The sequence below is a fragment of the Paenibacillus sp. FSL K6-2859 genome (assembly GCF_038008265.1).
GTDB classification, from domain to species: Bacteria; Bacillota; Bacilli; order Paenibacillales; family Paenibacillaceae; genus Paenibacillus_AQ; species Paenibacillus_AQ nitricinens.
Genome location: NZ_JBBOYU010000001.1, coordinates 4249125 through 4262070, shown reverse-complemented (window position 1 = coordinate 4262070; position 12946 = coordinate 4249125). Strand labels below are relative to the sequence as shown.

At 45.0% G+C, this 12946-nt stretch carries 8 protein-coding genes and 1 pseudogene; all 9 read left to right on the top strand.

The window, feature by feature from the left end:
- Positions 1–88 precede the first annotated feature (88 nt).
- The 9 genes and pseudogenes from rseP to rbfA all read left to right on the top strand — a co-directional run bounded on the left by rseP (position 89) and on the right by rbfA (position 12885).
- Positions 89–1363 (top strand): RIP metalloprotease RseP, encoded by a 1275-nt coding sequence (gene rseP / locus MHB64_RS18985; RefSeq protein WP_042189420.1) that lies wholly within the window; start codon positions 89–91, stop codon positions 1361–1363.
- Between the two features lie 25 nt (positions 1364–1388).
- Positions 1389–2837 (top strand): proline--tRNA ligase, encoded by a 1449-nt coding sequence (gene proS / locus MHB64_RS18980; RefSeq protein ID WP_280786398.1) that lies wholly within the window; start codon positions 1389–1391, stop codon positions 2835–2837.
- A gap of 269 nt (positions 2838–3106) precedes the next feature.
- Positions 3107–7435, top strand: coding sequence for a PolC-type DNA polymerase III (locus MHB64_RS18975; RefSeq protein WP_341135156.1), 4329 nt, complete (start codon positions 3107–3109; stop codon positions 7433–7435).
- Positions 7436–7634: 199 nt separating this feature from the next.
- Positions 7635–8102, top strand: coding sequence for a ribosome maturation factor RimP (rimP, locus tag MHB64_RS18970; protein ID WP_094870292.1), 468 nt, complete (start codon positions 7635–7637; stop codon positions 8100–8102).
- Positions 8103–8128: 26 nt separating this feature from the next.
- Positions 8129–9226 (top strand): transcription termination factor NusA, encoded by a 1098-nt coding sequence (gene nusA, locus MHB64_RS18965; protein ID WP_042189417.1) that lies wholly within the window; start codon positions 8129–8131, stop codon positions 9224–9226.
- A gap of 27 nt (positions 9227–9253) precedes the next feature.
- Complete coding sequence (gene rnpM / locus MHB64_RS18960; RefSeq protein WP_042189416.1) at positions 9254–9562, top strand: RNase P modulator RnpM; 309 nt, start codon at positions 9254–9256, stop codon at positions 9560–9562.
- Positions 9555–9876: pseudogene (locus MHB64_RS18955) on the top strand (YlxQ family RNA-binding protein); the annotation flags it as partial. The gene rnpM and the pseudogene MHB64_RS18955, both read left to right, overlap by 8 nt.
- Complete coding sequence (gene infB, locus MHB64_RS18950) at positions 9871–12519, top strand: translation initiation factor IF-2 (RefSeq protein WP_341135155.1); 2649 nt, start codon at positions 9871–9873, stop codon at positions 12517–12519. The pseudogene MHB64_RS18955 and the gene infB, both read left to right, overlap by 6 nt.
- Before the next feature lie 18 nt (positions 12520–12537).
- Positions 12538–12885 (top strand): 30S ribosome-binding factor RbfA, encoded by a 348-nt coding sequence (rbfA, locus tag MHB64_RS18945; protein WP_042128856.1) that lies wholly within the window; start codon positions 12538–12540, stop codon positions 12883–12885.
- The last annotated feature ends 61 nt before the right edge of the window (positions 12886–12946 follow it).

Below are 12946 nucleotides of genomic sequence, written 5' to 3'. Positions count from 1 at the left end.
GACAGTTGATTCTCTTGTGCCTGATCGGAGAATAATGATAAATTAAGAGGACATACTTCGGTCTTACAGCTAAAGGGGGATGATACGTTTGGAAATGGTTCAAGTCGTTTTATTAACGGTGCTCATGTTTTTTGTTCTGGTGACTGTACATGAATGGGGTCACTATTATTTTGCCAAACGCGCCGGTATTCTCGTGAGGGAATTTGCTATCGGTTTCGGTCCGAAACTGTTTTCTTATAAACGGAATGAGACACAGTTCACTTTGCGTTTACTGCCTTTTGGCGGTTATGCTCGGATGGCTGGTGAAGATCCAGAGATTATTGAGATTGGCTCTGGACAAACCATTGCAGTAAGACTTGGTCAGGATAACAAAGTGAAAAATATTTATCTGGACGCATTGGATACACGTAAAAATGTTATCCGTGGTGAGGCTTTGCATACTGATCTTGAAAATGATCTGCAAATCCGCTTGGATGTGGATGGCGAAGTTACTACTTATGATGTTCATCCGCAAGCGATGATGATTAAAGGAACGCAGCAGACTCAAATTGCGCCTAAAGACCGCCAATTCGGTAGTAAAACCGTGGGTCAGCGGGCATTGGCTATTGTTGCGGGTCCTGTGATGAACTTCCTGTTAGCCTTTGTTCTGTTTGCCATCCATTTGCAAATGGTTGGGATTCCGGTGGAGAACCCTACTTATGTTAAGATCGGTGATGTCTCTGAAGGAATGCCTGCACAAGAGGCGGGATTGCAAAAGGGTGACATCATTGTATCCATCAACGGTGAGAAGATTGGTGCCGATTACCAAAAAATGATTGACTTAACCTCGGAGTCCAAAGGGAAAGAAATGAAATGGATGCTGCAACGTGGTGATGAGACCCTTAATGTGACTCTCGTTCCTCGTAGCATGGAGGGACAAGAAGGCGGTAAAATAGGGATTACACCTGAGCTTCCTACCCGCAAAGCAGGGGTTGGAGAGACGTTGACAGGTTCAGGTAAAGCTATGGTCGATACGACGGAAGCTATCTTTCTGGGCTTTAAGCAATTGATCAATAAATTTAATATGGATGATATTGGAGGTCCGGTTCGTACCTTTGAAGTAACCGGTCAAATTGCCCAACAAGGCATTCAGTATCTTACCTATTGGGCTGCTATCCTAAGCTTGTATCTGGGGATTTTCAACCTATTACCGATTCCAGCACTCGATGGAAGCCGTCTGGCGTTCCTAGGTGTGGAGGCATTACGCGGTAAACCTGTAGACCCGAGCCGTGAAGGTATGGTTCACTTTGTCGGATTTGCACTGTTATTTTTATTAATGATTGCTGTTACGTATAATGATATTTTACGTTTGATCAGCGGCTAATTTTCTTCGGGAGGCATTCCATTACATGGCAAAAGATAAGCAATTCGTTACGGAAATCACGCCGCAAAGCGAGGATTTCTCACGCTGGTATATTGATGTTATAAAAAAAGGGGACTTGATGGACTACTCTCCTGTTCGTGGCTGTATCGTATTTAAGCCAGAGGGCTATGAAATATGGGAGCATATTCAGGCGGAAATGAACCGTCGCCTTAAGGAAACAGGGCATCGTAATGCTTATTTTCCAGTGTTCATTCCAGAGAGTTTCTTTCAAAAGGAAAAGGATCATATTGAAGGCTTTAATCCCGAACTGCCATGGGTAACTGAGGCTGGTGGAGACGTGCTTGAAGAACGTCTGGCTGTCCGTCCTACTTCTGAAACCATGTTCGGGCATATGTATTCCAAATGGATTCAGTCCTATCGTGACCTTCCTGTACTTATCAATCAATGGGCGAACGTGGTTCGTTGGGAGAAGCGTACGTTACCATTTATCCGCACTACTGAGTTTCTTTGGCAAGAAGGGCATACTGCACATGAGAATGAAGCTGAAGCTCGTGAAGAAACCATGAAGATGCTGGATAACTACCGTGATTTTGCCGAGACTTTCCTTGCTATTCCGGTGATTACTGGACAAAAGACACCTTCCGAGCGTTTTGCTGGTGCTGTAGATACGTATTCTATTGAAGCGATGATGAAAGATGGACGTGCTGTTCAGGCTGCTACCTCACATTACTTGGGTACCAAGTTTGCAACAGCATTTGAGATCCAGTATTTGAGCCGCGACAATAATTTAGAATATGTGCATACGACCTCATGGGGATCCACTACACGCTTGATTGGTTCGCTGATTATGGTGCATGGCGATGACCGTGGGCTTGTTCTACCGCCTAAGGTAGCGCCAACTCAAGTAATTATGATTCCGATCGGACCTCCTAAAACTCGCGAAGCCGTGATTGGACGGACGGACGAGCTGTTCAAGGAACTGAAGAACGCAGGCGTTCGTGTACGTGTCGATGATCGTTCGGATGTAACGCCAGGTTGGAAGTTCAATGAATATGAAATGCGCGGTATACCTGTGCGCTTGGAGCTTGGACCACGCGACATGGAGAATGGCGTCTGCGTAATCGTCTCCCGTGTCACAGGTGAGAAGAAGGTTATTCAGCAAGAGAACCTCGTAGAAGAAGTTCAAGCAATGCTCGAACAGGTTCATAATGAAATGTTCGAACGTGCCTTGAAATTCCGCGAGGACCATTTCTATTCTGTGGATTCCTTGGAAGAAATGAAAGCTTCAATGGAAGAAAAACGCGGCTTTGCACTAGCTGGCTGGTGTGGTTCCGAAGCATGCGAGTCCAAAGTTAAGGAAGAGACAGGTGCGGGAAGCCGCAACATTCCTTTCGATCCGGCGGAGAAGAAGCAAGTCTGCATTTGCTGTGGCAAACCAGCTGAGCATACTGTGGTTTTTGCAAAGGCCTATTAATCTTTTGGCACCGATCAACAGTCTTGTAGTATTTTAATCTAGCTTCTGGAGAGAGGAGTCAGCGGGCCGAAAGTACCCAATGCTTTTTGAATCCAGAAGCTTTTTAAAATATAAGAATTTATAGGTTTGCACTATAAATTATCCCTTTTATTTTTACGAGAAACAGATATTGTCTTTAAAAGCCGACAACGTCGTTTTTTTATCATATTGTACTTTCACTGAATATCATTGATTGTGTTTTACGGAGTTATCAAAGGTGGGAGGAAAGCATGGAACAAAACCAGGAGAGAAGAAAAAGATTCGAGCTCTTGATGAAGCAAGGTGAAATTCCACCTGCAATTATGGATCCCTACTTTTTAGATGGATATATAGAGCGTGTAGAGATCAGCCGTGGTAACCGAGACTGGCAAATTATGATTGCGAAAGAAAGCCTGGTTCCAGCGCAGGTATACCGGACATTTTGCCTCAGAATGCGGGAGAAGCTACAGCATATAGCCAAAGTAAGCTTTTTATTCGTATATGATCAAAAAGTTAGTAGAGCAGAGATAGTCCAAGAATATTGGGGATTGTTTCTGGAGTGGGTGACTCGCGAGGTCCCTTCGGTTAATGGCTGGCTGACACGTTCTACCCAAGAGCTTAAAGAGGACACTTTAATGTTGACGATGAGTGACTCCACTTCTATGGAGCTGGCTCGTAAAAAAGGCATCGATGGGGCGATTATTAAATTTTATGATACGTATTTCGGTCTGACCTTAAAAGTTAAAGTGCTAATGGCAGAGAATGAAAATAATAATGTTGAGGCATATGAAGAATTTCAGCAAAAGCTTCAGCAAGAACAACGCGAGATCGTTGAGCAGATGATGACTGCAGTAGAAACAGAAGCTCCTGCTGATGATAGCGATCCTAGTGAAGTCATTAAGCTTCAAGTGGGGTATGAAATTAAGGAACAGGCTGTACCGATTCTTGAAATTCAAGATGAAGAGAAGAAAATTACTATTCAGGGTACCATTTTTGGTCTGGATCGTAAGGAACTTCGCAATGGCAGTACCTTGTTCACTTTCAGTCTGACCGATTTTACGGATTCTCTACAAATGAAGATGTTCGCGAAGACTAAAGATGATCTGAAGGTTATGAGTCAGTTAGCTAACGGTAAATGGGTAAGAGCACGCGGAAAAGTGGAATATGACCGGTTTATGCAGATTCCTGAGCTAGTGATGATTCCTTCGGACTTAACAGAAGTTAAGGCACCGCCTGCGCGTAAAGATACAGCTCCTAAGAAACGGGTGGAGTTTCACCTTCACACTACGATGAGTACGATGGATGCGGTCACTCCGATCACTACCTATGTCAAAACAGCTGCCCAGTGGGGTCATCCTGCGATTGCTATTTCTGATCATGGCGGAGTTCAGGCTTTTCCGGATGCGAACCATGCAGCTCATAAGCATAAGATAAAAATGATTTATGGCGTGGAAGCCAATGTTGTGAATGACTCTGTGAATATTGTCGAGAATGCTCAGCCTTTGGACTTGAAGACAGCTACCTATGTAGTGTTTGATATAGAGACCACGGGGTTATCGATTACCCGCAATAATATTACAGAGCTGGCGGCCATTAAAATGTGCGAAGGCAAAGAAGTAGACCGTTATTCTACTTTTGTTAATCCGCATGAGAAGATCCCTTATCATATTCAGCAATTGACCAATATTACGGATGAAATGGTGAAGGATGCTCCTGATCTTGAACCAGTACTGCGTAAGTTTGTTGAATTTGTGGGTGACAGTATCCTTGTTGCACATAACGCCAGATTTGATATGGGTTTTATTCAGGCCTCGTTACGTAAAATAGGTGAACCTGATCTTCCGAATCCATCTCTTGATACGCTTGAGCTCGCCCGGTTACTATATCCAAGCATGAAGAATCACAGGCTGAACACATTAGCCGATAAATATAAAGTTCTTCTGGAAAGCCATCACCGAGCGATTGATGATACTATAGCACTCGGTGGAATATTAACAGGATTGCTCGCAGATGCTGAAAAGATGAAGGGCATGACCCGCCTTGATCGACTAAACGATTATGTGGGTAATGATCTTTCGAACACAAGACCGTTCCACTGTAATATTTATGCACTTAATCAAGTAGGCAAAAAAAATCTCTATAAGCTCATTTCCATGTCACATACGGAATATTTCAAGCGTGTTCCTTGTATTCCGAAATCCAAGCTGGAAGAGCATAGAGATGGACTGCTCGTGATTTCCGGTTGTGAACGTGGAGAGTTTTTTGAAGCAGTACTCAACAAAACGACTGAGGAAGCCATGGAGGTTGCTCATTTTTATGATGTGCTAGAGATACAGCCATTGACCATGTACATGCATTTGGTAGACAAGGGCTTTGTAGCAGGCCCTGATGAGCTTCGTGATGTAGTCCGCAAGGTTTGTGAAATAGGGGAACAGTTGAATAAACCTGTTATCGCAACGGGGAATGTGCATTATCTTGAACCCCGGGACAAGCTGTATCGTGATATTACCATTAATGGAATCACAGGCTTTAGTCCGCTTAAAGACCAACGTAAACCAGATGCACACTTCCGCACAACCGATGAAATGCTGTCTGAATTCGAATTTCTCGGTGCTGAAAAAGCAATGGAAGTCGTAGTTACGAATACAGTTGAGCTGGCGGAACGTTTTGAAGAGCTGGAGCTGTTTCCGGATAAGCTATTTACACCCATTCTTGAAGGGGCGGACGAAGAAATTCGCGAGACCTGTTATAACACTGCGAAATCCATTTATGGCGAAGAATTGCCTGAGGTAGTCATTGCCCGTTTGGAGAAAGAGCTTGCACCAATTATCAAATTCGGGTTCTCTGCCAACTATTTGATTTCTGAACGTCTCGTTAAAAAATCAAATAAGGACGGATATCTCGTAGGTTCGCGGGGTTCCGTAGGCTCCTCTGTAGTAGCGACATTTCTTGGGATTTCAGAAGTTAATCCTTTGCCCGCGCATTATATTTGCCTAAACCCCGAGTGTCGCCATAGTGAATGGTTCCTGGACGGCAGTGTGCGGAGCGGATTCGACTTACCGGACAAAGTATGTCCGGATTGCGGTGAGAAGCTCAAAGGCGAAGGGCAGGATATTCCGTTTGAGACCTTCCTCGGATTTAAGGGCGACAAAGTTCCCGATATCGATTTGAACTTCTCAGGGGAATATCAGCCGAATGCCCATAACTTTACCAAAGAAATGTTTGGTGAGAAAAATGTATTCCGTGCCGGAACGATCGGTACCGTCGCTGAGAAGACTGCCTTCGGTTTCACGAAGAAATACGAAGAACTGCACCAGAAACGTTGGCGTGGAGCTGAAGTTGGCCGGCTGGCAGCTGGATGCACAGGCGTTAAACGCAGTACGGGACAACATCCCGGCGGTATAGTTGTTGTTCCAGATTACATGGAGGTTGAAGATATTACACCCGTGCAATTTCCAGCGGATGATGTCAATGCCGAGTGGAAGACCACGCACTTTGATTATCATGCTTTTGACGCGAATCTGTTGAAACTTGATATTCTGGGTCATGATGATCCGACAATGATGCGGATGCTGCAGGATTTGACAGGTGTTGATCCAACTACTATCCCGATGAATGATCCGAAAGTCATGAGCATGTTTAACTCTACAGATGCACTTGGAGTGAGACCTGACGAAATCAGATCACCAGTTGCGACATATGGTGTGCCCGAAATGGGTACCAAGTTCGTACGTCAAATGCTTATTGAGTCGAAACCATCCAGCTTTGCTGACTTACTGCAAATATCAGGTTTGTCTCATGGTACTGGGGTTTGGCTTGGTAACGCGCAAGAGCTTATAAAGAATAACACTTGTAACATTAAGACTGTTATCGGTTGTCGTGATGACATCATGCTCTTCTTAATTTATAAAGCGGGAATGGATGCGAGCTTGGCCTTTAAAATTACCGAGAGTGTTCGTAAAGGTAAAGGTTTATCTGACGAATGGATCGAGGAAATGAAAAAGTGCAAGGTTCCACAATGGTATATTGATTCTTGTCTGAAGATTCAATACATGTTCCCGAAGGCGCATGCTGCTGCATACGTTATTTCTGCAGTACGTACCGCTTACTTCAAGCTGTATCATCCTATTGAATATTATGCGACTTATTTCTCTGTACGTGCAGCAGATTTTGATATTGAATTGTGCTGTAAGGGATATGAAGCGATCAACCGTCAGATCGTAGACATTGAGCAAAAAGGATTTCAAGCTTTGCCTAAGGAAAAGGCTATGTTGCCTGTCCTTGAAATGGCTTTGGAGATGACGGCACGTGGGTTTACATTCAAAAACATTGATCTTTACCGCTCAGAAGCGAATAAGTTTATTGTTGATGACAAGAGTTTGATTCCTCCGTTTTCCGCATTAGCGGGAATTGGTGAGAATGCTGCTATCAACATAGCTGCTGCGAAAGATGCCGGGGAGTTCCTTTCTATTGAGGATTTCCAGCAGAAATCCAAGGCGAGTAAGACAGTTATTGAGCTGCTAACCAATATGGGCTGCTTCCGCGGCTTACCGGAGAGCAATCAACTTTCCCTATTTTAAAGGCTTTAACAACACTTATTTCATGGCTAGAAAAGAGAGCTCCAAAGGGGGAGTCAAGGGCTAGCACTTGTCAGTCCAGACTCACTATGGTATAATTTCTTTGGTAATAATGAGATAAGTCCGTTGTGTAAAGAGTGGGGAAACCCACTCTTTATCTTTGGTATATAGCAAAAGACAAGTTCGTGGAGGTAATTTTCTTTTGAGCACACCCAAATCTAAAATTAAACAAACGGTAGAGCAGATGCTCGGGCCCTATCTCGACGACAATGGTTTCGAACTGGTGGACGTTGAATACGTGAAGGAAGGCTCCAATTGGTTTCTGCGTATATTCGTAGATAAAGAAGGCGGCATTGATATTGATGACTGCGGAAGCATTAGCGAATATTTCAGTCAGCAGTTGGATGAGAATGATCCTATCCCTGAGGCATATTTCCTTGAGGTTTCCTCACCGGGAGCAGAGCGTCCTCTCAAAAAAGCTGCGGATGTAGCTAAAGCGGTAGGTAAGGACGTGTATGTGACTGTTTATGAGCCGATTCAAGGACTCAAAGAATTTGAAGGTCGTTTGCTCTCGTTCGAGAACGAGGAACTGCTCATCTCCGCGGGCAAAAAAGAACATGTAATACCGTATGCCAAAGTCGCAAGCGCGAGATTGGCCATTATTTTTTAACGTCTTGAAAGGGGGGCCGGAAATTCATGAGTATGGAGTTTATTGAAGCAATGAATGAGCTGGAAAGGGAGAGAGGCATCAGTAAAGATGTGCTGTTCGAAGCGATCGAAGCGGCGCTGATCTCTAGTTATAAACGTAATTTCAATGCAGCACAGAACGTGCGTGTTGATATGAACCGCAACACAGGTGTCATTAAAGTGTTTGCCCGCAAGCTAATTGTTGAAGAGGTCCTGGATACAAGGACTGAAATCTCATTGCCGGCAGCCAGAGAAATTAACCCGCATTTCCAGCTTGAAGACATTGCTGAGCTTGAAGTAACACCACGTGATTTCGGGCGCATTGCTGCACAGACTGCAAAGCAGGTTGTAACACAACGGATTCGCGAAGCAGAGCGTGGACTCATCTATAATGCCTTTATTGACAAAGAAGATGATATTGTAACAGGACTTGTACAACGTCAAGATATGCGGAACATCTACATTGATCTTGGTAAAATCGAAGCGGTCTTGCCGCTTAGTGAATTGATGCCAGGTGAGAAGTTTAAGCAAAGTGAGCGTATCAAGGCTTATATCACTAAAGTTGAGAATACCACTAAAGGACCGCAAATTATGCTGTCCCGCAGTCATCCCGGATTGCTGAAGCGTCTGTTCGAACTAGAAGTTCCGGAAATTTTTGATGGTGTAGTTGAAATTCGTTCCGTAGCTCGTGAAGCTGGCTTCCGTTCGAAGATTGCTGTGTATTCCCGCAATCCGGAAGTGGATCCAGTTGGTTCTTGCGTAGGCCCAAGAGGAACACGCGTTCAAACCATCGTTACTGAGCTTCGTGGCGAGAAGATCGATATCGTCCGTTACTCTGATCTGGTGCAAGAGTATGTTGCTAATGCACTCAGCCCTTCCAAGGTGCTTGAAGTTCAAGTCTTTGAAGCAGAGAAAATGGCACGGGTGATCGTTCCTGATTATCAATTATCACTGGCTATCGGTATTAAAGGGCAAAATGCACGCCTTGCCGCTAAGCTTACCGGCTGGAAAATTGATATCAAGAGTGAGAGTCAAGCGGAGCAGGAATACGGTAGACCGAGAACTTCTATTGATGAAATGCATCAGGATTCCGTCTCCATTGATTAATTAACCTGCTTGACGGGAGGCGTATGTATGAAACAAAGAAAGGTGCCGCTGCGCAAATGCGTTGCTACCCAAGAGATGATGCCGAAGAAAGAGCTGATTCGAGTGGTTAGAACGCCCGAGGGCGAAGTACTGATTGATCTGACAGGTAAGAAGTCAGGCCGTGGTGCTTACATATGCGGCAAGCTTGAATGCTTTAAGCTGGCACAGAAGAATAAAGCACTTGACCGCGCTTTGAAATGTCAAGTGAGTCCTGAAATCTATGACCAGCTTGCCAGGGAGTTTACTTCCGTGGAAGAGCAGTTTCTAGCAGCAAAGGATAGTGAGGATAATGAGTAAGGCGCTTTCTTATTTAGGGCTTGCCATGAGAGCAGGCAAGATAGTCACCGGCGATGAGGCTGTACTCAAAGCTGTACGGTCTTCAGAGGCGAAGCTGGTCGTTCTGGCAGGTGACGCTTCAGATAATACCCAAAAAAAGTTCCGTGATAAATGCGGAACCTACGATATTCCACTAGTAATCGCATTTCACCGAGACAGCCTCGGTGCAAGTATTGGTAAAGACCAGCGCGTAGTACTGGCCATTACGGATAAAGGATTCGCGGAAATGATCTCCAAGCAACTCGGAGATACTGTCGGAGGTGGATTTATTGACTAAAGAAGAGAACAAAGATAAATTGCGTGTGTACGAATATGCCAAGTCACTAAACATGAGCAGTAAAGAAATTATTACTATTCTGAAGCGTTTGAATGTCCCTGTGAATAATCATATGAGTGTCATGGAGAACGGTTCCGTGAACAAAGTAGAGCAATTCTTCAAGGATATCAAGTCGAACGCTGCAGCCAAGCGGGATACCGGCTCCAGCAGCCGCCCGGTGTCAACCGGTGCAGTAACTGCCGAACCCCAGAGTGCTCAGAATGCCAACAAAAATCAACAGGAAAAGCAGGTAGGTATGAACAGTAACCAAAACAACAACCAATCGACGACGTCCCCAAGGCCCCAAAGCGGACAAGATTCCCGCAGAACAACAACAGGTTCAACGCAAAATGCACGTCCGCAACAAAGCGGAGCTCCACGTACAAATAGTACTACCGGAAGCCGTCCGCAAGGAAGTAGCACAGGCGGCAATCGCCCACAAGGTAGCAATACCGGTGGCAGCCGTCCGCAAGGAAGTAGTACAGGCGGCAATCGCCCACAAGGTAGTAATACTGGTGGCAGCCGTCCGCAAGGAAGTAACACAGGTGGCAGCCGTCCGCAAGGTAGTACTACCGGCAGTAGCCGTCCACAAGGAAGTAATACTGGCAGCCGTCCGCAAGGACAAAGCAGTGCACCTCGCACGGACAGCCGCCCACAAGGTCAATCTGGCACAGGCGGTGGTTTCACACGCGGTGACGACAGAGGTCCTAAGAAGAACACAACCGGTGGTAGACCAAATACGAACAATAGACGGTTTGATGATGGTAAAGGCGGTAACTACCGCGGTCGTGGTGGTAAGAATGGCCGTGGCAAGAATCAACCTATGGTTCACCGTGAGAAGATTGATAATACACCTAAGAAAATTATCGTTCGTGGCAGCATGACCGTAGGTGAAACTGCGAAATTGCTTCACAAAGACGCTTCTGAAGTAATTAAGAAGCTGATTTCTATGGGTGTAATGGCAACCATTAACCAAGAATTGGATATCGACACCATTCTTCTGCTCGCTGCTGAATTTGGCGTAGAAGTAGAAGTGAAGATTCCTGTTGATGAGGATAGCTTCGAAACTGTGGAAGAGAATGATACTGAAGATGAGCTTCAGACCCGTCCTCCAGTAGTTACAATCATGGGTCACGTTGACCACGGTAAAACTACTTTGCTGGATGCCATTCGTTCGACAAGTGTGTCACTAGGCGAAGCTGGCGGAATCACACAGCATATTGGTGCTTATCAAGTTGAAATCAATCAGAAGAAAATCACGTTCCTTGATACACCTGGTCACGAAGCATTTACGGCTATGCGTGCTCGTGGTGCACAGGTTACGGATATGACAATTATCGTAGTTGCTGCGGATGACGGTGTTATGCCTCAGACTGTTGAAGCTATTGCACACGCTAAAGCTGCTGGACTTCCGATCATTGTTGCTGTCAATAAAATCGATAAGCCAGGTGCTGATCCTGATAAGGTGAAGCAAGAGCTTACAAGCTATGAACTCGTTCCTGAAGAGTGGGGCGGAGATACAATCTTCGTTAACCTTTCTGCAAAACAACGTATTAACTTGGAAGAACTGCTGGAAATGATTCTGCTCGTTGCTGAAGTAAATGAGTACAAAGCGAACCCTGACAAACGGGCACGCGGTACAGTTATAGAAGCTGAGCTTGATAAGAATCGTGGACCCGTTGCACGTGTTCTGGTACAGAACGGTACATTGAAAGTCGGCGATGCTTTTGTAGCAGGTAACTGCTTCGGACGTGTACGTGCGATGGTTAATGACAAAGGACGTAAGATCAAGGAAGCTGGACCATCCACTCCAGTAGAAATTACTGGTTTGACTGAAGTACCACAAGCTGGTGATCCGTTTATGGCCTTCGAAGACGAGCGTAAAGCCCGTGCGATTGCTGATAGACGTTCCACCTCCCAACGCCAATCTGAGCTGAATACGAACACTCGTGTAACATTGGATGATTTGTTCCAGCACATTAAAGACGGCGAGATCAAAGACCTTAACGTTATTATTAAAGCTGACGTACAAGGTTCAGTCGAGGCACTTAAAGGTTCCCTGGCTAAGATCGAAGTGGAAGGTGTCCGCGTGAAGATCATTCACAGCGGTGCTGGTGCCATTACGGAATCCGATATTACACTTGCAGCAGCATCTAATGCTATTGTTATTGGCTTTAACGTTCGTCCGGACGCTCAGACCAAGGCAGCTGCTGAACAAGAAAAAGTAGATGTTCGTCTCCATAACATCATATACAATGTAATCGAGGAAATTGAAAGTGCAATGAAGGGTATGCTTGATCCTATCTATAAAGAGAACGTTATCGGTCACGCTGAAGTGCGTAGCGTATTCAAAATCAGTAAAGTGGGTACCATTGCAGGTTGTATGGTTATTGATGGTAAAATTACCCGTAATGCTGAAATGCGCTTGATCCGTAGCGGAATCGTTGTATTTACAGGTAAAGTTGATACCTTGAAACGCTTTAAAGATGATGCCAAAGAAGTGGCGCAAGGTTATGAATGCGGCATAACTTTGGAACGCTATAATGACGTCCAAGAGGGCGACATTATCGAAGCGTTTCTTATGGAAACTGTAGAGCGCTAAGCGAAGAGGTGAATATAGATGTCTAAAATTAGAGCAGGACGAGTAGGCGAGCAGATCAAGAAAGAGCTTAGTCAACTTATCCAAAGCGGACTGAAAGATCCTCGAATCGGTTTTGTAACTGTAACTGGCGTAGACGTGACTAACGATCTGTCGCAAGCGAAAGTATACCTAAGCGTGTTCGGGGATGAAGAGCAGAAGTCAGGCTCCCTTAAAGCGATTGAGAAAGCAAATGGTTTTCTTCGCTCCGAGCTTGGCAAGGCGATTCGCCTCCGGCATACTCCGGAACTGATCTTCAAGATCGATGAATCTGTCGCTTATGGCAGTCACATTGAGAAACTTCTTGGAGAGCTTCATAAGAACGATTAGAAATAGGTACAAAAGGAGTTCAAAATAGCTCAAGGCTATTTTGAACAACCTTTATAAAGGA